The sequence below is a fragment of the Streptomyces sp. NPDC001351 genome, from assembly GCF_042896045.1.
In the GTDB taxonomy this organism is placed as follows: Bacteria; Actinomycetota; Actinomycetes; order Streptomycetales; family Streptomycetaceae; genus Streptomyces.
This window is the reverse complement of record NZ_JBIAWS010000001.1, coordinates 35,108-55,685: the sequence shown is the minus strand read 5'-3', so window position 1 is coordinate 55,685 and position 20,578 is coordinate 35,108. Positions and strand designations below refer to the sequence as shown.

Here is a 20,578-nt window from a genome sequence, read left to right as displayed (position 1 = left end):
CTCAGCCCGAAGTCGGCGGCTGGGAGGTCGCCGTCGGGCCCTCCCGGCAGATCAGCAGGAGTGCGCGGTCGTCGTTGACGTCCTTCGCGACCGCCTCGATGAGATGCCAGGCGGCGCCGTGGAAGCCGCCGGCGACATAGCGGTCGGCCTCGCCCGTGAGGCGGTCGATGCCCTCGACGATGTCCCGGTCGGAGGTCTCCACCAGGCCGTCTGTGAACAGCATCAACACGTCACCGGGGCGGAGCGAGCCCTTCACGGGGTCGAACTGCGCACCGTCGTACACACCCAGGAGCGGGCCCTCGGCCGCCTTCTCCTCCCAGCGGCCGCTCCCCGCGCTGAGCTGGAGACCCGGCGGATGGCCCGCGGAGTAGAGCTCGTAGTCGCCGGAGTCGAGGTCCAGGACGAGGTGGATCGAGGTCGCGAAGCCCTCGTCCCAGTCCTGGCGGAGCAGATAGCCGTTGGCCGCCGGGAGGAACGCGTGCGGGGGCAGCGAGCCGAGGAGGCCGCCGAAGGCACCCGACAGGAGCAGGGCGCGCGAGCCCGCGTCCATGCCCTTCCCGGAGACGTCCGTCAGGACGACCTCCATGGTGCGGCCGCCGTTGGTGCGGGCGGCGACCACGAAGTCGCCCGAGAAGGACTGGCCGCCCGCCGGACGCAGCGCCATCTCGCGGTGCCAGCCCACCGGCAGCAGCGGCAGCTTGCTCTGCACCCGGATGCGTTCGCGCAGGTCGAAGAGCATGGTGCCGCCGCGCCGCCAGGGCACGCCGACCCGGCTGCGGAACTGGGCGATGAGCAGACCGAAGAACCCGCAGGCGGCGACCACCAGTACGACGCCGGGGGTGACACGGGAAGGGCCCTCCGTGTAGGGCCCCAGTTTCACCGACTCCACGATCAGCGCCGTGGCCGCGGCCGCGTACAGCCCGAGCAGGCTCGCGGGGCGCAGCAGCAGGCCGCCCGCGACGATCGGCAGGACCAGTACGGCAGGGGAGCACCACACGGAGTTGGCGAGCGTGACGGCGGCGATCAGCGGGACGGTGAGGAGCAGTCCGGCGAGCGCGACCCAGTCCGAGCCGTCCCCGCGGAAGTAGTCCACGGCGCTTCTGCGCAGGCCGACGCGGACCCGGTGCCACTGCATCTTCAACCGGGCCGTGAACGTCTCGGCTGCTGCGCGCCGCTCTCGTCCTGCTGCCATTAGTTCGGGACCCTATCCATCGGACCAGCTGCTTGGCACGGGAGGTCCCACTTGTCCCCCGTCCGAGGTTCAACTTCACAGTGAACTTCACAGAAAGCCGTCGCGGGTCCGCCAAGGCGAAATTCCCTCGCTCGTCCGGCAATGCCCTGGTAGGCATGGTTCATGGGGACTGACTTGCGGGTACTGCGCCGGGAACAGTGGGACGAGTGGTACGACAACCTGATCCGCGCCTTCGGCGGGATTCCGGAGTCGGCCGAGGAGCGGGCGCTGTTTCGTGAGCTCACCGAGACGGACCGTTCGATCGGTGCCTGGGACGGTGATGCGTGTGTGGGGACGGCGGGCGCGTTCTCCTTCCGGCTGACCGTGCCCGGCGGGGCCGCGGTGCCCGCCGCGGGCGTGACCATGGTGTCCGTGGCCGCCACGCACCGGCGGCGCGGGGTGCTGAGGTCCATGATGCGGCGGCAGTTGGACGACGTACGGTCCTGGGGCGAGCCGCTGGCCGTCCTGACGGCCTCCGAACCCGCGATCTACGGACGGTTCGGGTACGGCGTCGGGACGTACCACGTCAACGCCGAGATCGACACGACTCGTGTACGGCTGTCCGTGCCGCCCGGCACCGACGACGTACGGCTGCGGTACGCCGAGCCGGCGGCCGCAATCGACGCGTGCGAGGCGGTGTACGCCCAACTGGTCGCGCGGCGGCCCGGGATGGTGGCGCGCATTCCGGGCTGGGAGCGGCTGTGGCTGCTCGACCCGGAGAGCGAGCGGGACGGCGCGTCGCCGCTGCAGTGCGTGCTCGCGGAGCGGGACGGCGAGGTCGTCGGGTACGCCCGCTTCCGCATCAAGGGGGACTGGGAGGCCGCCGGCCCCAAGGGGACGGTCGTCGTACAGGACGTGGACGCGCTGGACCCGGCGGCGCACGCGGCGCTCTGGCGGTTCCTGTTCGAGATCGACCTGACGTCCAGGATCGACGCGCGGCGGCGGCCGCTGGACGAGCCGTGGCAGCACATGGTGTCCGACATCCGCCGCTGCTCGCTGCTGGTCCGGGACTCGCTGCACGTACGGCTGGTGGACGTCGGCGCCGCGCTGCAGGCGCGCACGTACCAGGCGCCGGTGGACGTGGTGCTGGAGGTCGAGGACGCCTTCTGCCCCTGGAACGAGGGCCGCCTGCGACTGACCGGCGACCCCAAGGGCGCGTCCTGCGAGCGTACGACAGACGCGGCCGATCTCGCCCTGTCCGTACGGGAGTTGGGCTCGGCGTACCTCGGCGGTGTATCGCTCGCGTCGCTGGCGGCGGCCGGCCGGGTGCGCGAGCTGCGCCAGGGCGCGCTGGCGGAGGCGTCGCTCGCGTTCGGCTCGGCGGTGGCGCCCTGGCTGCCGCACGGGTTCTAGCGGCGCGTCAGCGCTGTTGGCAGGTGGGGCACCAGAAGAGGTTGCGGGCGGCGAGGTCGGCGGTGCGGATCTCGCCGGCGCAGATGTGGCAGGGGAGGGTGGCCCGGCGGTAGACGTAGACCTCGCCGCCGTGGTCGTCGACGCGCGGCGGGCGGCCCATGGCCTCGGGGGTGTGTTCCGGGCGGACGGTGTCGATGCGGTTGTTGCGGACGCCCTCGTGCATCAGCTCGACCAGGTCGCACCAGATCGCGTCCCACTCGGCGGAGGTGATGTCCCGGCCGGGGCGGTAGGGGTCGATGCCGTGGCGGAAGAGGACCTCGGCGCGGTAGACGTTGCCGACGCCTGCGATCACCTTCTGGTCCATGAGGAGTGCGGCGATCGTCGTACGGCTGCGGGTGATGCGCCGGTACGCCGTCTGCGGGTCGGCGTCCTCGCGGAGAGGGTCGGGGCCGAGGCGGCCGTGTATCGCGTTCTTCTCGGCGTCCGTGATCAGGGCGCAGGTCGTGGGGCCGCGGAGGTCGACGTACGAGGTGCTGTTCGCGAGGCGGAGGCGGACGGTGTCCGTGGGCGGGGGCGCCGGGGCGTCGCCGAAGGCGACCTTGCCGAAGAGGCCGAGGTGGATGTGGACCCAGTCGGTGTCCCGGAAGCCCAGGAAGAGGTGCTTGCCGTGGGCTTCGGTGTGGGTGAGTTCGGCGGTGTCGAGGAGTTGTGCGGCGTCGGAGAACTTGCCCTGGGGGCTGGTGACGTGGGGGCTCGTGCCGAGGAATCTTGTGGCGTAGTCCTTGGCCAGGCGGTGGATCGTGTGCCCCTCTGGCACGGTGGCTCCTGTTCGTACGCGCCCAGGGGGCTTCGCCCCCTGGACCCCCATCGGCCTGAACGGCCTCGTCCTCAGGCTCCGGACCTGCTGGTAATTACTGCTGCGGGTGGTGGGGCGGGATCGGGGGCAGGTCGCCCGTCGTCTCGTAGGCCGCGAGCATGTCGATTCGGCGGATGTGGCGGGCGTCCTCGGAGAAGGGGGTGCCCAGGAAGGTCTCGACGAACTTGGTCGCCTCCTCCTGGGTGTGCATGCGGGCGCCCACCGCCACGACGTTGGCGTTGTTGTGCTGGCGGCCGAGGGACGCCGTCTCCTCGCTCCAGGCGAGGGCCGCGCGGACGCCCTTGACCTTGTTCGCCGCGATCTGCTCGCCGTTGCCCGAGCCGCCGATCACGATGCCGAGGGAGTCGGGGTCCGCGGCCGTCCGCTCCGCGGCGCGGAGGCAGAAGGGCGGGTAGTCGTCCTGGGCGTCGTAGATGTGGGGGCCGCAGTCGACGGGCTCGTGGCCTGCCGCCTTGAGCCACTCGACGAGGTGGTTCTTGAGTTCGAAGCCCGCATGGTCGGAGCCGAGATACACGCGCATGGCTCCGAGTGTGACATGGCTGTTTCCGGGCGGCAGCCTCGGGTGCCGCACCCGTCACAGCACCACGAAGCTGTCCTTGACCTCGTCGTAGGTCCTGAGGGCCTGGGTTTCGGTGTCCGGCTGGTACCAGGTGTTGATCTGGTACGACTTCCCGTCCTGGTCGAAGCCCAGCAGCCGGGCGTGCCAGGGGGTGCCCTTCAGGGTGAAGGCGTACTCCCAGACCACGGCCGGGTTGCCGCGGAACGTCGTCTTCTCCAGGCGGATCTTCCGGTAGTCCTGGCCCTGGTGGGCGTCCCGCTCCGACTTCTGCCAGGTCTCCATGAGGTCGCCGCGGGCGAGGGACGACTTGGCGACCAGTTCCTGTGCACCGTCGGGGGACGTGTAGTGCACCTCCGCCCCCGTCTTCACGTCCCGCCGCCAGCCCTGCGGCGGCGCCCACGCGAATCCGCCGCCCTCCCGGTGCGCACCCGGGGGCAGGCTCTGCGGCCTGGACGTGCCCTTCACCGTGGGCGACGGGCTGCCGGCGGGTGTGGTGGCGGATGTCGTCGGTGCGGTCGAGGAGCCCGCCTGGTCGCCGCCGGGTGATCCGGAGTTCGTCAGGAGGAGTACGGCGACGACGGCACCGGCCGCCACCACACCGACCGCGGCCACGACTACGGCGAGGTGGCGACTGCGAGGGGGGCCGTCGGAGCCGTTCGGGTGCGCGGGGCGCTGTTCCGTGAGCGGATGGGGGCGGACGAGGGAGACGCCGGGCCCCTGGGGTGCAGGGGGCGCGGAAGGGGCGGACGAGGTCTCCGAGCGGACCTCCGAGCGCAGTTCGGAGGGGACTTCGGTGGAGGCGTTGGGGAACTGCACGGGTACGGAGGGTGCGGAAGGGGTGGGAGGCGCTTCCGGAGACGGGGCCGGGGGGTGGGCTCGGCGGAAGTCGTGGGTGTTCGGCGGTTCTTGCGGTACCGCGTCCTCGACGGGAGCGAGTACGGGTGCGGGTTGCCTGGGGTCGCGTGCGGCGCGTACCAGACGGGTGTCCAGGTAGGCCGGGGTGGGTTCCTCGGCCCCGCCGGGGTGCTCGGGCTCCGGCTCCGCTTCGGCAGGCACCGTGCCTTCGGCCGCGGCAGCACCCCCCGGGCTCGGATCGGCGCCCTCGACCGGTTCGGGCCCGGGTGGCTCCTGAGGCCCGGGCGGCTCTTGCGCATCCGCCGGTCGAGAGGGCTCCGTCTCCGTCCCGCGCCCCTCCTCGTCCGCCGCCGCGGCATCGCCCTCTCCCCCGCCCACCGGAAGAGTCGGCGTGGGTGCCGGGTGCGCGACCTGGCGCAGGGCCTCCTCCAGGTCGGGCAGGGCGGGGCGGACCGCCGGTTCCTTCTCCAGCAGGGCTGCCAGGAGGTCACGCAGGGGGCCTGCCGCGGCGGGGAGTTCGGGCTCCTCGTAGAGGACCGCGTGCAGGGTGGCCAGGGTCGTGTCGCGGGAGAAGGGGGAGCGGCCGCCCAGGGCCGCGCAGAGGGTCGCGCCGAGGGACCACACGTCCGACGGCGGGCCCTGGGGGTGGCCGGAGATGCGTTCCGGGGCCATGTAGTCGGGGGAGCCGACGAGCATGCCGACCATGGTGAGCGCCTTGGCGTCCTGGATCGCGGCGATGCCGAAGTCGGTGAGGACGACGCGCCGGCCGCCGTCCTCCACCAGGACGTTCCCCGGTTTGATGTCCCTGTGCAGGACCCCGCGAGCGTGCACCTGGCGCAGCGCCGCCACCAGACCGAGCCCGATCCGTGCCGTCTCGGCCGGCCCCAGCGGCCCTTCCTCCACCATGATCCGTTCGAGGGAGCGGCCGACGACCAACTCCATGACGATCCACAGGCGTTCGCCCTCGTCGACGACGTCGTAGACCCGCACGACATTCGGATGGTCGATCCGTGCGGTGGCCCTTGCCTCCCGCAGCGTGCGTTCGCGGCGGGTGCGGATGTCCTCCGCGTCCAGGCCGTCTATGCGTATCTCCTTGACGGCGACCGGGCGGTCGAGCATCTCGTCGGCGGCTCGCCACACCCGCCCCATTCCTCCCTGGCCGATGCTTTCGACCAACCGATAGCGCCCCGTCACCAGTAGCCCTGGAACGCCGCCACTCCTCGTATTCCCCGGCAATCCGCTGCACCCCCTCAGCCACCGAAATTTTCTCAACTACCTCAATTATCTCGACTGCGCCCCGACTGAAACACAATGGTCACACTTCACGGCGTACCAGCATAGTGCGGAGAAATCTTGTGGTAGCTCTTCAAGTACTGCGAATTCAGGCGCAGCCAAGGGGGATGTGAACATGAGTTCTCGTCGCACGACGACCATCGCGGGATCGCTGGTCGCGGCATCTTTTTCGGCGGTGATGATCCTTTCCTTCACCGCCAGCGCGGACGACCAGGGGCCCGGCAGCAGCAAGGGGGGAAAGGCCGTCGACGAGGCACCGGCAGGTGTGAAGCTGACCACGCTCCTGCCCTCCCGGATCTCGGTCGACAATGGCTCGCAAAAGACGGCGCTCACCGCCACGGTGAAGAACGGGGGGACCAAGGACAGCGGAAAGATCCAGCTTCTGGTCGTCGGTTTCGACGGCCTCACGGTCAAGGGTGTCCAAGGCTGCTCCCAGATTGACGGAAAGAACCTTCCGGCCGGCTCGAACAGCGGTTTCTCCTGCCCGATCGACAATCTCGCGGCCGGGAAGTCGAAGTCGTTTGCCGTCGACGCCACATACGACGTGCACAAGACCGGCAAGATCTGCCTGCCGGTGCAGTCCGGTGACGGGAAGAAGACGTACTGGCAGCAGGGCCCGGTTCCGTTCGGTACGACCAACCCGTCGCCGAACGCCCCGGCCACCCCGCTGCTCCTCGGCACCGACAACAAGCCGGTGGCGCCGGGCGGTAGCAAGGAGCTGCCCAAGACCGGTGTCGGACGCGATGTCCTGCCGCTGGGGGCGGCGGGCGCGTCGCTGATCGCGGCCGGTGCGGCGGGGCTGTGGTGGTCCTCCCGGCGGCCGACCGCGCAGCGGCTGCGCGGCTGAGCCCCCTCGGGCACACCGGTCCCCACTTCTCGCCACTTCGCCCGCATAACCTGACGGAACTTGTCAGGTTATGCGGGCACGATGCGTTTCATGAACTTCGCCGACCACACCGCTGACCTGCTCATTCTCCGTCCCGGCGAGCCCGGCTACGACGACGAACTCGCCGGCTTCCAGACCGGGTTCGCCCAGCGTCCCGCTGTCGTCTTCGCCGCCGCCTCGGCCGAGGACGTGATCGCGGCCGTACGGTATGCGGCCGAACACAACCTGCCGATCGGCGTCCAGGCCACCGGGCACGGGCTGCCCGGCGCCTGTGAGGGCGGGGTGCTGGTGACGACGAAGCGGATGGACCGGGTGACCGTCGACCCCGAGGCGCGCACCGCGCGCGTCCAGGCGGGCGTCCGCTGGGGGCAGGTCGTGGCGGCCGCCGAGCCGTACGGCCTGGCCCCGCTCAACGGCTCCGCGCCGAGCGTCGGCGCCGTCTCCTACACACTGAGCGGCGGACTGGGCATCCTGGCAAGGGAGTTCGGGTACGCGGCCGACCACGTGCGCTCCTTGGACCTCGTCACGGCCGACGGCCGGCTCCGGCATGTGACCCCGGAGTCCGACCCCGACCTGTACTGGGCCCTGCTCGGCGGCGGCCACAACTTCGGCATCGTCACCGAGCTGGAGATCGGCCTCGTACCCGTGCGGACGCTCTACGGCGGCTCCCTCGCGTTCGACGGCCGCCAGGTCGACGGGGCGGCCCTGCTGCGGGCGTACGAGGAGTGGACGCGGACCGTGCCCGAGGGGCTGACCTCGTCCTTCGCGGCCGTACCGTATCCGGACGTGCCGGCGTTGCCGCCGCATCTGCGTGGCCGGTACGTGGTCTCCGTGCGCGTCGCGTACACCGGGGCCGGCGGTGATGAACTCGTCGCCCCGCTGCGGGAGTCGGGGCCCGTGCTCGCCGACTCCCTGCGTGAGATGCCGTATGCCGAGAGCCACACCATCCACAGCGATCCGGACTTCCCGCACGCGTACTACGGGGACAGCGCGGTGCTGAGCGAGCTGGACGTGGAGCGGGCCGGTGAGGTGCTCGCCGCCGTGGGGCCGGATGCGGGTCGTCCGATGTGTGTCCTGCAGATCAACCACCTGGGCGGGGCGCTCGCCCGGCCCGCACCGAACTCGGTTCCGTACCGCGAAGGGCGCTTCCTGGTACGGCTGTTGACGGTGGGCGACCGGGACGCGGCGCGCGCGGTGCTGGATCCGGCGTTCGCCCTGCTCGCCCCGGTCACGATCGGGCGTGCGCTCAACTTCGCCTTCGGAGCCGGGGACCGGACGGACGGGCTGTACGACGCCGGAACGCAAAAGAGGCTCGCCGAGCTGAAGTCGTCGTACGACCCGGCGCACCTCTTCCGCAGGAACTACAGCCTCAGCGCTTGTCGATGAGCTTCCAGGCGGTGGGCATGACGCCCATCGCCAGGGCGGCCTTGAGGGCGTCGCCGATCAGGAACGGGGTGAGACCGGCCGCGATCGCCGCGGACGCGGACATGTCGGCGGCGTAGGCCAGGTAGGGGACGCCGACGGCGTAGATGATCGCCTCGCCGAGCAGCATGGTGCCGGCCATGCGCAGCACGGAGCGGTCGGCGCCGCGGCGGGCCAGGGCGCCCACGACGGTCGAGGCGAGAAGCATGCCGAGGATGTAGCCGAAGGAGACGGAGACACCGGAGCTGCCGCCCGCGAACCACGGCACCCCGGCGAGTCCGGCCAGCGCGTACAGGACGAGCGAGGCGAGGCCCCGGCTCGCGCCGAGCGTCGTGCCGACCAGCAGCGCGGCGAAGGTCTGGCCCGTGACCGGCACCGGGGAGCCCGGAACGGGCACGGAGATCTGGGCCGCGAGGCCGGTGAGCGCGGCACCGCCGAGCACGAGTGCCACGTCCCGGACGCGGGACGCAGGCAGGAGATCGGCGAGGACCTCGCGGGGGCGGGCGGTGGCGGCAGCGGTGCTCATGGGGACTCCGCGGGTGACGGGGACATGCTGGGACACGGTGACGCTATCCCAGCGGCCTTCAGCCGATCACCGTCAGCGATCGACAAAGGGTGAGACAGGGGCTTGGTGGGCTCCGGACAAAGAGTGCTGGTTACACCTGGTTCGGCGTGATGCCAGTCACTGAGGCAGGGAGGCCGCGCTCACCCGGCCGGAGGCAGACAGGTCTGTAGGGTCTCACCAAATGAATCCTAGTGGTCTGGCCGGATTCACCTTTTCTGGCCTACCCTTCGAGCCATGGTTGCCCAGGCCCGGAACTTCACGTCGCGTCGCTATGTCGACCTGCGACGCCAGGGTGCTGCCACCTGTCGCCGTCCGGTGTGAGGCGGGCCGCGGCGCGCCTCGACCTCCGAGACGTGTCGGCCCCGTTCCCGAGGACGGTCTCCCATGCCCTCTGCCACGGCATCCACTCTTTCGTCCCCTTCCACCCGCCGCCGCACCAGCGCGAGCGTCGTGCTGCGGTCCGTGCTGGAGCACGGTCCGGTGGCCCGCAGCACCATCGCCCGGCTGACCGGTCTGTCCCCCGCGTCGGTGACGGACTACTGCGCCCGGTTCGCCGAACTGGGCCTGATCCGCGAGTCGGCCGCACCCCGGCGCTCGAACGGGGTGGGCCGCCCGCATGTCCCCGTCGACCTGGACGACTCCCGGTTCGTGGTCGGCGGGGTGCATGTGGCGGTGCCGTACACCACGGTCGCGCTGCTCGATCTGCGTGGCCGGGTGGTGGCGCGGCGCGAGTTGAAGCACGAGCGCACCGATCCCGGGTGGGTACTGGCCCGGGCCGCCGAGGGGCTCGGAGCGCTGCTGGCCGGAAACCCCCGTTGCAGAGCTCTCGGTGTCGGGGTGGCCGTCGGCGGCTGGGTGGACCGGGAGTCCGGGACCGTCGTGGAGCACGCGCTGCTCGGCTGGCGGGAGGTGGCGGTGCGGGAGGCGCTCGGCGAGCGCACCGGGCTGCCGGTCCATGTGGACGGCCACGCACGCGCGCTGGTCAACGCGGAGCGGCTGTTCGGGCGGGCGCGGGGCAGCGGGAGCATGCTGCATCTGTTCGTCGGCAACGTCGTCGACGCGGCGTTCGCCACCCATGACGAGGTGCACCACGGGCCCCGCTCCCAGGCGGGCGCCATCGCGCATCTGCCGGTGCCGGGCGGCACGGAGCCCTGTGCCTGCGGGCGGACCGGCTGCCTGCAGGCCGAGTTGAGCGAGCGGACGCTGTGCCGGCGGGCGCGGGAGGCGGGCGTGACGGACGGCGTGAATCCCATGCATGTGGTCGCGGCGGCCGCCGCGGACGATCCCGAGGCTGTACGGCTGCTGGTGCAGCGGGCGGGTGCGATCGGGCGGGCGGCGCGGCTGCTGCTCGATGTGCTCAACCCGGAGACGGTGGTCGTGACGGAGGTCGGGATCATTCACCGGGAGGACTGCCTGAACGCGTTGCGCGAAGGGGTCGGCGACGAACGTGCGGCGGCCGTGGTGCCGACGAGTTTCCCGGATTCGGTGCTCGCGGTGGCGGGCGGTTCGGTGGCCCTCGACGTGCTCTACCGGGATCCGCTGGCCGCTTGACCTGAGGCTATTTAATTCAGAATCGCCGAATATTGACAGGGATCGGCGCCGGCCAGGAACATCGTCCTCATGAGCCCGATCGTGAGCTGTCGCACCCTTTGTTGCTGACACGTTGCCGCGTGTGAAGCGCTCATTTCTTTCTGCGTTAATTCTGCGAATTCCTTTCTCCGGCCCACCCTGCCCGGAATTCCGCCTGCGCTCTCCCCCTCTGCACTCCTTCCCTCTGAAAGTCACGGAGTCCTGCCATGCCTTCCTCTCCCGTGCCGGGTCTCGACCGACGGCTCTTTCTCACCTCAGTGCTCGGTGCCGCAGCCGGTGTCGCCGGTCTGACCGGCTGCGCGGGCGGCAGTGCATCCGCCGACAGCAAAGGCGTCTCGACCGCGCCGCTCGCCGACAAGGTTCCGGCCGGTACGAGCCTGAAGATCGCCTCCTATCAGAACACCGAGCAACTCCAGTTCAAACTGGCCAAGCTGGGCGACCTGCCGTTCAAGGTGTCGAACTGGTTGAACATCGGTGCGGGCCCGGATGTGATCAACGCTTTCCGCGCCAAATCCCTGGACGTCGCCAACAACGCGGGAATCCCGCCGATCCAGGCGCACTACCAGGGCTTCGCCGCGAAGATCGTCGCAATCAACATCACCCGCAAGCCGAATTACCTCTTCGCCACCAAGCCCGGCAGCGACATCCGGTCGGTCGCCGACTTCAAGGGCAAGAAGCTCGCCTTCTCGCAGGGCCAGGCCCAGGGTGTCGTACTCCTGCGGGCGCTGAAGAAGGCGGGCCTCAAGTACGACGAGGTCGACCTCGTCCCGCTGACCAGCAACCAGTTCCTGACCGCCCTGCAGTCCGGCCAGGTGGACATCGCGCCGCTCGCCAACCAGCAGGCGCCCGCCTATCTGGGGCAGTACGCGTCCAAGGGCGCCCACGCCATCACCACGGACGTCGTCGACCTCCTCAACCTGCTGTGGGCGCCGGTCTCCGTGCTCAACGACCCCGCGAAGGCCGCCGCGGTCGCCGCGTACATCCCGTACTGGACCAAGGGCCAGGTCTGGACGTACGAGAACCCCGACGCCTGGAACGAGGAGTTCTACGTCAAGACCCAGAACCTGACCCTCGCGCAGGCCCGGGGCATCAGCAAGCTCGCCAACAAGCCGCTGTTCCCGCCGAGTTGGGCGGAGGCGATCAAGTGGGAGCAGGAGACCGCCGATCTGCTGGCCGAGGGCGGCTTCGTGAAGAAGTTCGACGTCTCCTCGCTCTTCGACCACCGCTTCGAGTCCATCGCCGCCAAGGCCGTGCCGGCGGAGTACCGGAGGTGACCGCCGTGACCACCACCACCGCCACCGCGCTCCCGGCACAGGCTCAGGAACGGAGCCATCCCGTACGGCGCCGCCGCGGCCTGTCCCCCGGCAGGCGGCTGCCCGCCTCCCGGCTGATCGGCCCCGCCCTCTTCCTCGCCCTGTGGGCCGCCGCCTCGGCCGCCGGACAGCTCGACCCGGCCGCGATCCCGGCGCCCTGGACGGTGCTGCGGACCGCGGGCCGGCTGTGGAGCGCCGGGACGCTGCCCACGGACATCCTGACCTCCCTCGAACGGGCCGCGTACGGCTTCACGATCGGTCTCGCGGCCGGGGTCGTGCTGGCGCTGGCCGCCGGGCTCAGCCGGGTCGGCGAGGCGTTGATCGACGGAACGGTGAACCTCAACCGGGCGATCCCGACCCTCGGTCTGATCCCGCTGTTCATCCTCTGGCTGGGCATCGGCGAGGCGTTCAAGATCGCGATCATCGCGATCGTCGTCTACGTCCCGATCTATCTGAACACGCACTCCGCGCTGTCCGGCATCGACAGCCGCTACGTCGAACTCGCCGAGGTGCAGGGGCTGTCCCGCTTCCGGTTCATCCGCCAGATCGTCATCCCCGGCGCCCTTCCCGGATTCTTCGTGGGACTCCGGCTCGGGGTGACCGGCTCCTGGCTGGGCCTGGTGGTCCTGGAGCAGATCAACGCCACCAGCGGGCTCGGCTACATGATGTTCCAGGCCCAGAACTACGGCCAGTCCGACGTCATCCTCGTGGGCCTGCTCGTCTACGGGATCTTCGGCCTGGTCTCCGACAGCGCGGTCCGTCTCATCGAACGGAGGGTGCTGTCATGGCGCCGCACACTGAGCAGCTGACCCGGCCCGCCGTCCAGCTCCGGGGGCTCACACGGTCGTTCGAGGGGCGGACCGTCCTGGACGGCATCGACCTGGATATCCCGGCGGGACAGTTCACGGCCCTGCTCGGGCACAGCGGCTCCGGAAAGAGCACACTGCTGCGGGCGATCGCCGGTCTGGACCACAAGGTCGCGGGCAGCGGGCAGCTCACGGCCCCGGAGCAAGTGTCCGTGGTCTTCCAGGACTCCCGGCTGCTGCCCTGGCGCCGGGTCCTGGACAACGTACTCCTCGGCCTGGACGGCAAGGACGCCGAGCACAAGGGCCGCGAGGCCCTCGCCGAGGTGGGCCTGAAGGGGCGCGAACGGGCCTGGCCGAACGAGCTGTCCGGTGGCGAGGCACAGCGGGCGGCGCTGGCGCGGTCGCTGGTCCGCGAGCCCGAACTGCTGCTGGCCGATGAGCCGTTCGGGGCGTTGGACGCGCTGACGCGCATCAAGATGCACGCCTTGCTGCGGGAGCTGTGGACGCGGCATCAGCCGTCCGTGCTGCTGGTCACCCATGACGTGGACGAGGCGATCGTGCTCGCCGACCGGGTGCTTGTGCTCGACTCCGGGCGGATCTCGCTCGATCTGGCCATCGACCGGGATGCGGCGGCGCGCGGCGAGTACCGGGAGCGGTTGCTTGCGGCGCTGGGCGTCACCGAGGGGGTGCGGTGACCGTCACTGGGGGCTGCCGCCCCCAGACCCCCGCTTCGGCCTGAACGGCCTCGTCCTCAAACGCCGGACGGGCTGAATTGCGCACCCGGCGCTCGCAAGTTCCCTTAGCAAAGGACACCCCATGCCCCGCCAGCTCCACCTCAACGCCTTCCTCATGAGCACCGGCCATCACGAAGCCTCGTGGCGGCTGCCCGAAAGCGATCCGTACGCGCATGTCGAGCTGGACCACTACGTGCGGCTCGCCCGGACCGCCGAACGCGGCACCTTCGACTCCCTCTTTCTCGCCGACGGGCCGCAGCTGTGGGGCAATCTCGCCCAGCGCCCCGCGGGAGCCCTGGAGCCGCTCACCCTGCTGACCGCGCTGGCGACGGCCACCGAGCACATCGGGCTGATCGCCACCGCCTCCACCTCGTACAACTCCCCCTACAACCTGGCCCGCAAGTTCGCCTCCCTGGACATCATCAGCGGCGGCCGGGCGGGCTGGAACATCGTCACCACGGCGGGTGCCGAGGCCGCGCGCAACTTCGGTCTGGAGCACGAGCCCGCCCACGCCGACCGGTACGCCCGCGCCGCCGAGTTCCTCGACGTGGCGCTGAAGCTCTGGGACAGCTGGGAGGACGACGCCATCGTCGGCGACAAGGCGGCCGGCGTCTGGGGCGACGACGCGAAGATCCATCCGCCCCGGCACAAGGGGACCTACTTCAGCGTCGAGGGCGCCCTCAACGTGCCCCGCTCGCCCCAGGGTTACCCGCTGCTCGTGCAGGCGGGGTCGAGCGAGGACGGGAAGACGTTCGCCGCGCGCTACGCGGAGGCCGTGTTCACCGCCCAGCAGACCCTGGCCGACGCGCAGGCCTTCTACGCCGACCTCAAATCCCGTACGGCGGCGGCCGGCCGGGACCCCGGGCTCATCAAGGTGCTGCCCGGGATCGTGCCGGTCATCGGGTCCACGGAGGCCGAGGCGCGGGCGAACGAGCAGGTCCTGGAGGACCACATCGTGTACACGCACGGCGTGGACCGTTTGGAGCGGCTCCTGCAACTCCCTGAAGGCACACTGGAGTTGGACTCGCAACTGCCCTCCGACCTGCCGCCCGAGGACGCCATCGAGGGCGCCAAGAGCCGCTACACGCTGATCGTCGAACTCGCGCGGCGCGAGCGCCTCACCGTCCGGCAGCTGGTCGGCCGGCTCGGCGGCGGACGCGGCCACCTCACCTTCGCGGGCACGCCCGAGCAGGTCGCCGACGCGATCGAGACGTGGTTCACACAGGGCGCCGCCGACGGGTTCAACATCATGCCCGCCGTGCTGCCCTCCGGGCTCGAGGCCTTCGTCGACCAGGTCGTCCCCATCCTCCGCACCCGGGGCCTGCTCCGCACGGAGTACGGCCCCCGCCAGACCCTCCGGGAGCGCTACGGCCTCCCCCGCCCCGCCAACCAGTACTCCACCCAGGAACCCGCCCTCGTCTGAAAGGACGGCCAGCACATGTCAGGCATCGAAATCCAGAAGGTCACCGCCCACATCGGCGCCCGCGTCTCCGGCGTCGACATCTCCAAGCCGCTCGACGAGGAGACGACCGCCGCGGTCCGCGAGGCCCTCAACGTCCACAAGGCGCTCGTCTTCGACGACGTGAACCTCGACGACGCAGGCCAGCAGGCCTTCGTCGGCCATCTCGGCGACCTCACCACCGCCCACCCGACGGTCTCCTCGGTGGACGGCGTCCCGAACGTGCTGCCCGTCGACAGCGAGCGCGGCCGCGCCGCCAACCACTGGCACACGGACGTCACCTTCGTGCTGAACCCGCCACAGGCCAGCACCCTGCGCTCGATCACGATCCCGCCGTACGGCGGCGAGACCCTGATCGCCAACTCGGCGGCCGCCTACCGCCAACTCCCCGAATCTCTGCGTCAGTTGGCGGACACCCTGTGGGCGGAGCACACCAACGACTACGACTACGCCGTACCGGAGGAGGAGCTCGACGAACAGCAGGCCGCCCAGCGCGCCCAGTTCACCTCGATCAAGTACCGCACGATCCACCCGGTGGTCCGCGTGCACCCGCTGACCGGTGAGCGCGGCCTGTTCATCGGCGGGTTCGCGCAGCGGATCGTCGGCCTCTCCCCGGGCGAGTCCCGCAAGATCCTCGACCTGCTCCAGGCGTACGTCACCCGGCCGGAGAACATCCTGCGCCACCGCTGGTCGGAGAACCAGCTGGTCCTCTTCGACAACCGCATCACCCAGCACTACGCCGTCGACAACTACGACGGTCTGCCGCGCCGTCTGCACCGGGTGACCGTCGCCGGTGACGTCCCGGTCGGCATCGAGGGCAAGGAGAGCTACTCGATCGAGGGCGACGCCTCGCACTACACCTCCGTAGCCGCATAGTCACAGCACGTTCCGGGCCTGTCCGGATCATGGGCGGCCTCTCCTTCTGAGCGGAGAGGCCGCCCTGGCGGCGGTCGGGTACGCCTGGCAGCGGGCCAGGCGCTGACGACGGCCGCCTCGCACAGAAGCCCCCGTGTACGCACGGGGGCTTTTTGTTGTTAGCGTGTAGTTGCAAGTTACTTGCAATAAGATCTCCGGAGGGGACCCCGCCCATGCCCGTCTACACGCTTCCCGACCTGCCGTACGACTACTCCGCGCTCGCGCCCGTGATCAGCCCCGAGATCATCGAGCTGCATCACGACAAGCACCATGCCGCGTATGTGAAGGGCGCCAACGACGCGCTGGAGCAGCTCGCGGAGGCGCGGGACAAGGAGTCGTGGGCGGCCGTCAACGGCCTGGAGAAGAACCTGGCGTTCCATCTGTCCGGGCACATCCTGCACTCGATCTACTGGAACAACATGACTGGTGACGGCGGCGGTGAGCCGCTGGCTGCGGACGGCGTGGGCGAGCTCGCGGACGCGATCGCCGAGTCCTTCGGGTCGTTCGCCGGCTTCCGGGCGCAGCTGTCGAAGGCCGCCGCCAGCACCCAGGGCTCGGGCTGGGGCGTCCTCGCGTACGAGCCGCTGAGCGGTCGGCTGATCGTCGAGCAGGTCTACGACCACCAGGGCAATGTCGGGCAGGGCTCGGTGCCGCTCCTCGTCTTCGACGCCTGGGAGCACGCCTTCTACCTCCAGTACCGCAACCAGAAGGCGGACTTCGTCGAGGCGATGTGGCGGGTCGTCAACTGGCAGGACGTGGCGCGCCGTTACGAGGCCGCGAAGTCCCGTGCGGACGTACTGCTGCCGGCCCTCTGACCCGGTGAAGCGTCCTGCCTCGTGATCGTCTTCTCACCTTTCACATGGCAGGCGGATGAAGAGGAAGGCCCTCGCGAGGACGTGACTCGCGAGGGCCTTCTTTGTGCCATGCGGCCTTTACGTCGCGAGGCCGGAGCAGGTCAGACGTCGAACGCTCCGGCCTTCACGCCCGCCACGAACTCGGCCCATCCACCGGCCGAGTAGAACTGAATGCCACCGTCGCGGTTCTTGCTGTCGCGGACGGCGCGGCCGCCCTCGGCGGTGTGAGCGACTTCCACACAGTCCTGGCCTCCACCCTGAGAGGCAGTGGACTTCTTGAACGCCGTCACTATGTCCTGGTTCTTCATTCCTCTTCTTTCTCTCCCTCCGGGATCTCCCGCAGCATCCTTCGAATGAACGAGAGGCTCTGGTCCGGAGTCAGGGCGGCGGCCGCTAGGGCCTCGAAGATTCGCGCATGGGTACCCATGTCCGCCGGTTCTTCGAGCACGACCGTGCTGCTGGTGGTGTCGTAAGCGACAGCTTCCGGGCCAGGTTCGGGGCCGAAGCTGAGCATGACGAAGTGAGAGGACAGGTGCGCGGCTCGCCACTCGGACACAGGAAGAACCTGGATGCTCACGTTCTGCCGCTGCGCCACATTCAGCACATGGAGCAACTGCTCACGGTGCGCTTTCCGGGACGGCATAGGTGCTGTGAGCGCCGGCTCCCAGATGACGGCCGCGAATCGAGCGCCGTCCTCCTCGATGAGCTTTCTGCGCATCTGCCTGATGGCGACTGCCTCTTCGATCGCTTCCGGCGAGTGGACCGTCAAGCCCGACCCCAGCAGGGTCTTGAGGTAGTCATCGGTCTGCAGCAGACCGGGAAGGAAGAGTGGTTGCCAGGTACGGATATAGGTCGCGTCGGTCTCCAGCGTGATGAAGTCGGCGAAACCAGGATCCTTGGCGACCCAGCCATAATTGAGCCACCAGCCTCGCTTGTTGGAGTCTCGAGCTAGCTGCTCAAGCTGCTGGTACACATCCCGGTCTTCGACGCCGTACAGCTCAAGCATCAGGCGAACGTCACCGGGTCTGGCCGAGACCTGCCCGCTCTCGATCCTGCTGACCTTGGTCTTTGAACCGGCGATGTACTCGGCCACCTGTTGCTGATCCAGCTTGGCCGCCTCGCGATATCGCTTGAGCGCCGCGCCCAGCCGTCGACTCCGCACAGTAGGGCGTCCACCTGCGGGCATGTCCCCTCCTCCACTGCGTGCAACCAGTCTGCACGTCAGCTGACGCTACATGCCAGCAAGTTGGCAACTCAACGCAGCTCGCAATTTTGCGTTTCTTCCAGTTGCGAGTCCAACCAGTCGCGCTCTACCGTGAGTTGCGGTCACTTGACGTCGTCGGGCCGAGACGCCCCGTAGCCGTCACCTCGCCTGCCCATCAACCCTTGGGGGACGCATGTCCGGGCGTACGCACGTAACAAGGTTCCGAGTCCGCAGGGACTCCGTCGCTGCAGCACGGCGGCACGTCAAACAGGTTCTGATCGAATGGAGACTCGGAGGCCTCGTCGACGACACCGTCCTCATCACCAGCGAACTGGCCACCAACGTCGTCAACCACGCCAAAGGAACCGGCGATTACTTCGAGTTGGCATTACGCCGCCGCGACGGCGTCCTCGTACTTGAAGTGTCGGACTCGTACCAGTGGCAGATGCCGGAACTCCAGAAGCCCGGCCCTGAAGACCTCGGCGGCCGGGGCCTGTTCCTCGTCGACGCCCTCTCGGAGACCTGGGGCGTCCGGCCGCGCAGCACCGGCAAGACCGTATGGGCGCACCTGCCGGTCCATCCCAGGGAGCAGCCGTGAGCCTGCTTCACCAGTCCAGGTCACCCAAGTCCCTTGTCTATCCCGCCTGGTGACGCAGGTTCAAACCAGTGGCCAAGGTTTCAAGCACATCATATGATCTTCATCATGGTCGCAAGATCACAGTGCTGGTTGAGTGCGTTGCTCAGCTGCCGCCTCTATTGGCGGGACCTATCGAGAAAGGCTCCACATCATGGCTATCGGCCGCGTCTTGACCACCGCCGCCGTGTCCGCCGCGCTGGTAATCGGGGGCTCTACGGCTGCCTTCGCCGGCACCGGGGGGACCACCAGCACCGCACTGAGCAACGGCACCCTGTACTTCGAAGCGCACAACGGATCCGTGGTGACCGGCAACTCCAGCCTCTTCTACGGTGCGACCAAGTACACAAAGACCGGCGGCAGTAAGGTGACCGCCTACCTGAAGATGTCCACGAGTGAGGCCGTCTTCACCAGCCCGCTGAAGACAGTGTCGGCGGGGCAGTCGATTTCGTACTCTTTCGGCGGCCAGTCCATTGCAAAGTATGCTCCGGACTGCGATGCGGCGGGTCTGATGGATGCTTCCACGGGCCAGTACTACACGCCGAACATCAGCTTCTGCTGAACCGTCTGGTGATGTGGGAAGGGCCCGTCACTGCGGGCCCTTCCCTGTGTCTCTCGCCGTGTCACTTGCTGTGAAAGGGTCGCTCACTTGATTGACGCGTCCATCAAAGCTGTTCCTGGCCTGTTGTTGTCGTTCGGAGTGCTTGCGCTGATCCTGGCGCTGCCCACAGGGCTGATTGCCCGGATACGGCAGAAGCCGGTCACTGTGCGTGTGCTGTGTGCGAGCAGCGTCGCCGGAATCTTTGCGGTGACCCTCCTGCCGACCGACGGTGGCCCTGTCGGGCAGGGCGCCATCTGTGATCTGAGCTCGCCGTTCCCTCAGATGTTCCAGTCATCGAGTGCGCTGCTGAACGTCGCCTTGTTCATCCCGGCGCCGTTCTTCGCTGTACTCGTCTTCCGGCGGCCTTTGACCGTTGCGGCGGTGACGGTCATTTCCAGCGGCGTGATCGAGTTGGTGCAGGCGGAAGGGGCGATGGGACGCTCGTGCAGTGCCACCGATCTCGCCGCCAACGCGACGGGAGCGCTGCTCGGCGTGGTGGGAGCCGCGGCTTGGCTGCAGTTCCGTGGGCAAGCGGGGTGGCCAGGGAAGAAAGACATCTTCTGGGGCATAAGCCTTGCCACGGTCGGGTCTTTGGCCCTGATCGGTGTGTTTCGCTCGTCGGTCAACCCATACGTTCCGGTGTCGGAACGTCACAACGCCGCAGCCGAAGCGAGGGCCCTGGATGGTTCGGACGCTTGGATCACCGGAGCGGCAAGGTATGTGTTCGGCCCGAAGGCCAACATGGGGCCGACAGTGAGCGTAAAGCGGGATGGACGCATTCTGGTGACGGCTTCCACCGACCTCGGAGACATCTCCGGCTGGTGGCCCGACAAGAAACTGGAACAGGCCGCGTTCAAGGACAACAAGGCCGAAGAAGGATCTCTGAACCAGAAACAGGCGGAGTCGGTCGGCACCCGTTTTGCCGAGCGCTGGTTCCCGGATGAAGTCCGCGGCGCGCACCGCAAGGTTCGCGTGAGCGGATCCGGGAGCACCGCCGTCTACATACTCATCTATCGGCGTTACAAGGCGGGCTTGATGATGCCGATGCGGCTGGACATCACAGTGACCTCGGCCGGTCGCATCATGAACTTCACCGCCCGAGCCATACAGGACCCCCAACTGCCGAAGACCACGGTCAGCGAGAGCAAAGCGGCGCAACTGGCCCACCAGTACTCAGGCCGAACGACGCAGGGTGCAGTGCTCCTTGCACAGAAAGTCAAAGGCCAGGGATGGCGGCCTGTGTGGATGATGGGCCTTGAGACCAGCGATGTGTTCGTCGATGCAGTCACCGGCCGCCAGATACCCCAGAGCAGTCTGGTCCGTTGACGTGAATCGGGGCGGTGCCGTTCGAGGGTGCTCAAGGGGTGGCCCATGGTCCGGCTGGTCAAGGGGCTGGAGGACATAGCGCCTGGGCCGGAGCCGGTACG

Annotated in this window: 20 protein-coding genes; 13 read left to right on the top strand and 7 right to left on the bottom strand. The window is 69.1% G+C overall.

Going from position 1 to position 20,578, the window contains the following annotated elements; all coding sequences use genetic code 11:
- Nucleotide 1 precedes the first annotated feature (1 nt).
- Entirely contained in the window at nucleotides 2-1,192 is a 1,191-nt protein-coding gene (locus ACFY1U_RS00245; RefSeq protein WP_390691899.1) for a PP2C family protein-serine/threonine phosphatase, read from the bottom strand.
- A 162-nt stretch (nucleotides 1,193-1,354) separates the two neighbouring features.
- Here ACFY1U_RS00245 and ACFY1U_RS00240 point away from each other — a divergent pair, with 162 nt between their 5' ends.
- On the top strand, nucleotides 1,355-2,584 hold the full coding sequence (locus tag ACFY1U_RS00240) for a GNAT family N-acetyltransferase (RefSeq protein ID WP_390691898.1): 1,230 nt from the start codon (nucleotides 1,355-1,357) through the stop codon (nucleotides 2,582-2,584).
- A 7-nt stretch (nucleotides 2,585-2,591) separates the two neighbouring features.
- Here ACFY1U_RS00240 and ACFY1U_RS00235 read toward each other — a convergent pair whose 3' ends face one another.
- The 3 genes from ACFY1U_RS00235 to ACFY1U_RS00225 form a co-directional block, all read right to left on the bottom strand.
- Nucleotides 2,592-3,401 (bottom strand): Fpg/Nei family DNA glycosylase, encoded by an 810-nt coding sequence (locus ACFY1U_RS00235; protein WP_390691897.1) that lies wholly within the window; start codon nucleotides 3,399-3,401, stop codon nucleotides 2,592-2,594.
- Nucleotides 3,402-3,495: 94 nt separating this feature from the next.
- Entirely contained in the window at nucleotides 3,496-3,981 is a 486-nt protein-coding gene (locus ACFY1U_RS00230; protein ID WP_390691896.1) for a ribose-5-phosphate isomerase, read from the bottom strand.
- Between the two features lie 54 nt (nucleotides 3,982-4,035).
- Nucleotides 4,036-6,024 carry a protein kinase gene (locus tag ACFY1U_RS00225; RefSeq protein ID WP_390691895.1) on the bottom strand — a complete coding sequence of 663 codons (1,989 nt, stop codon included), beginning with the start codon at nucleotides 6,022-6,024 and terminating at the stop codon, nucleotides 4,036-4,038.
- Nucleotides 6,025-6,283: 259 nt separating this feature from the next.
- On the opposite strand from ACFY1U_RS00225, the gene ACFY1U_RS00220 reads away from it, so the two are divergent.
- Both ACFY1U_RS00220 and ACFY1U_RS00215 read left to right on the top strand, forming a co-directional pair.
- Entirely contained in the window at nucleotides 6,284-7,015 is a 732-nt protein-coding gene (locus ACFY1U_RS00220; protein ID WP_390691894.1) for an LPXTG cell wall anchor domain-containing protein, read from the top strand.
- A 90-nt stretch (nucleotides 7,016-7,105) separates the two neighbouring features.
- The gene (locus ACFY1U_RS00215) at nucleotides 7,106-8,440 is read left to right on the top strand and encodes an FAD-binding oxidoreductase (RefSeq protein ID WP_390691893.1); all 1,335 of its coding nucleotides are present in this window, start codon (nucleotides 7,106-7,108) and stop codon (nucleotides 8,438-8,440) included.
- Here ACFY1U_RS00215 and ACFY1U_RS00210 read toward each other — a convergent pair.
- Nucleotides 8,424-9,002: a biotin transporter BioY gene (locus ACFY1U_RS00210; RefSeq protein ID WP_390691892.1), complete on the bottom strand. Its 579-nt coding sequence runs from the start codon at nucleotides 9,000-9,002 to the stop codon at nucleotides 8,424-8,426. The two genes, ACFY1U_RS00215 and ACFY1U_RS00210, sit on opposite strands and share 17 nt — an antisense overlap.
- A gap of 423 nt (nucleotides 9,003-9,425) precedes the next feature.
- Between ACFY1U_RS00210 and ACFY1U_RS00205 the strand changes: the two genes are divergently transcribed.
- The 7 genes from ACFY1U_RS00205 (at nucleotide 9,426) to ACFY1U_RS00175 (ending at nucleotide 16,673) form a co-directional block, all read left to right on the top strand.
- Nucleotides 9,426-10,592: an ROK family protein gene (locus ACFY1U_RS00205; protein WP_390691890.1), complete on the top strand. Its 1,167-nt coding sequence runs from the start codon at nucleotides 9,426-9,428 to the stop codon at nucleotides 10,590-10,592.
- Between the two features lie 245 nt (nucleotides 10,593-10,837).
- Nucleotides 10,838-11,905, top strand: a complete 1,068-nt coding sequence (locus tag ACFY1U_RS00200) for an ABC transporter substrate-binding protein (protein ID WP_390691889.1) — start codon at nucleotides 10,838-10,840, stop codon at nucleotides 11,903-11,905.
- Entirely contained in the window at nucleotides 11,902-12,753 is an 852-nt protein-coding gene (locus tag ACFY1U_RS00195) for an ABC transporter permease (RefSeq protein ID WP_390691888.1), read from the top strand. The genes ACFY1U_RS00200 and ACFY1U_RS00195 overlap by 4 nt, the downstream gene beginning before the upstream one ends.
- The gene (locus ACFY1U_RS00190; protein WP_390691887.1) at nucleotides 12,729-13,445 is read left to right on the top strand and encodes an ABC transporter ATP-binding protein; all 717 of its coding nucleotides are present in this window, start codon (nucleotides 12,729-12,731) and stop codon (nucleotides 13,443-13,445) included. The genes ACFY1U_RS00195 and ACFY1U_RS00190 overlap by 25 nt, the downstream gene beginning before the upstream one ends.
- 121 nt (nucleotides 13,446-13,566) lie before the next feature.
- Nucleotides 13,567-14,907: an LLM class flavin-dependent oxidoreductase gene (locus ACFY1U_RS00185; protein WP_390691886.1), complete on the top strand. Its 1,341-nt coding sequence runs from the start codon at nucleotides 13,567-13,569 to the stop codon at nucleotides 14,905-14,907.
- 15 nt (nucleotides 14,908-14,922) lie between these two features.
- Entirely contained in the window at nucleotides 14,923-15,819 is an 897-nt protein-coding gene (locus ACFY1U_RS00180; RefSeq protein WP_390691885.1) for a TauD/TfdA dioxygenase family protein, read from the top strand.
- A gap of 212 nt (nucleotides 15,820-16,031) precedes the next feature.
- Nucleotides 16,032-16,673, top strand: coding sequence for a superoxide dismutase (locus ACFY1U_RS00175; protein WP_390691884.1), 642 nt, complete (start codon nucleotides 16,032-16,034; stop codon nucleotides 16,671-16,673).
- Nucleotides 16,674-16,813: 140 nt separating this feature from the next.
- Here the strand turns inward: ACFY1U_RS00175 and ACFY1U_RS00170 are convergent, their stop codons facing one another.
- Together ACFY1U_RS00170 and ACFY1U_RS00165 are read right to left on the bottom strand one after the other, a co-directional pair.
- Nucleotides 16,814-17,020 (bottom strand): DUF397 domain-containing protein, encoded by a 207-nt coding sequence (locus ACFY1U_RS00170; RefSeq protein ID WP_390691883.1) that lies wholly within the window; start codon nucleotides 17,018-17,020, stop codon nucleotides 16,814-16,816.
- A complete protein-coding gene (locus tag ACFY1U_RS00165; protein WP_390691882.1) occupies nucleotides 17,017-17,898 on the bottom strand; it encodes a helix-turn-helix domain-containing protein in 882 nt (293 codons plus the stop codon). The genes ACFY1U_RS00170 and ACFY1U_RS00165 overlap by 4 nt, the downstream gene beginning before the upstream one ends.
- A 211-nt stretch (nucleotides 17,899-18,109) precedes the next feature.
- On the opposite strand from ACFY1U_RS00165, the gene ACFY1U_RS00160 reads away from it, so the two are divergent.
- From ACFY1U_RS00160 to ACFY1U_RS00150, 3 genes are all read left to right on the top strand, one after another.
- Entirely contained in the window at nucleotides 18,110-18,514 is a 405-nt protein-coding gene (locus ACFY1U_RS00160; protein WP_390691881.1) for an ATP-binding protein, read from the top strand.
- Nucleotides 18,515-18,704: 190 nt separating this feature from the next.
- Nucleotides 18,705-19,112 (top strand): hypothetical protein, encoded by a 408-nt coding sequence (locus ACFY1U_RS00155; RefSeq protein WP_390691880.1) that lies wholly within the window; start codon nucleotides 18,705-18,707, stop codon nucleotides 19,110-19,112.
- A gap of 87 nt (nucleotides 19,113-19,199) precedes the next feature.
- On the top strand, nucleotides 19,200-20,477 hold the full coding sequence (locus tag ACFY1U_RS00150; RefSeq protein ID WP_390691879.1) for a VanZ family protein: 1,278 nt from the start codon (nucleotides 19,200-19,202) through the stop codon (nucleotides 20,475-20,477).
- The last annotated feature ends 101 nt before the right edge of the window (nucleotides 20,478-20,578 follow it).

Coding starts and splice junctions, on each gene's coding strand:
- ACFY1U_RS00245 (WP_390691899.1), bottom strand. CDS start 1,192: ATGGCAGCAGGACGAGAGCGGCGCGCAGCAGCCGAGACGTTCACGGCC.
- ACFY1U_RS00240 (WP_390691898.1), top strand. CDS start 1,355: ATGGGGACTGACTTGCGGGTACTGCGCCGGGAACAGTGGGACGAGTGG.
- ACFY1U_RS00230 (WP_390691896.1), bottom strand. CDS start 3,981: ATGCGCGTGTATCTCGGCTCCGACCATGCGGGCTTCGAACTCAAGAAC.
- ACFY1U_RS00225 (WP_390691895.1), bottom strand. CDS start 6,024: ATGGGGCGGGTGTGGCGAGCCGCCGACGAGATGCTCGACCGCCCGGTC.
- ACFY1U_RS00220 (WP_390691894.1), top strand. CDS start 6,284: ATGAGTTCTCGTCGCACGACGACCATCGCGGGATCGCTGGTCGCGGCA.
- ACFY1U_RS00215 (WP_390691893.1), top strand. CDS start 7,106: ATGAACTTCGCCGACCACACCGCTGACCTGCTCATTCTCCGTCCCGGC.
- ACFY1U_RS00210 (WP_390691892.1), bottom strand. CDS start 9,002: ATGAGCACCGCTGCCGCCACCGCCCGCCCCCGCGAGGTCCTCGCCGAT.
- ACFY1U_RS00205 (WP_390691890.1), top strand. CDS start 9,426: ATGCCCTCTGCCACGGCATCCACTCTTTCGTCCCCTTCCACCCGCCGC.
- ACFY1U_RS00200 (WP_390691889.1), top strand. CDS start 10,838: ATGCCTTCCTCTCCCGTGCCGGGTCTCGACCGACGGCTCTTTCTCACC.
- ACFY1U_RS00190 (WP_390691887.1), top strand. CDS start 12,729: ATGGCGCCGCACACTGAGCAGCTGACCCGGCCCGCCGTCCAGCTCCGG.
- ACFY1U_RS00185 (WP_390691886.1), top strand. CDS start 13,567: ATGCCCCGCCAGCTCCACCTCAACGCCTTCCTCATGAGCACCGGCCAT.
- ACFY1U_RS00180 (WP_390691885.1), top strand. CDS start 14,923: ATGTCAGGCATCGAAATCCAGAAGGTCACCGCCCACATCGGCGCCCGC.
- ACFY1U_RS00175 (WP_390691884.1), top strand. CDS start 16,032: ATGCCCGTCTACACGCTTCCCGACCTGCCGTACGACTACTCCGCGCTC.
- ACFY1U_RS00170 (WP_390691883.1), bottom strand. CDS start 17,020: ATGAAGAACCAGGACATAGTGACGGCGTTCAAGAAGTCCACTGCCTCT.
- ACFY1U_RS00165 (WP_390691882.1), bottom strand. CDS start 17,898: ATGCCCGCAGGTGGACGCCCTACTGTGCGGAGTCGACGGCTGGGCGCG.
- ACFY1U_RS00160 (WP_390691881.1), top strand. CDS start 18,110: ATGTCCGGGCGTACGCACGTAACAAGGTTCCGAGTCCGCAGGGACTCC.
- ACFY1U_RS00155 (WP_390691880.1), top strand. CDS start 18,705: ATGGCTATCGGCCGCGTCTTGACCACCGCCGCCGTGTCCGCCGCGCTG.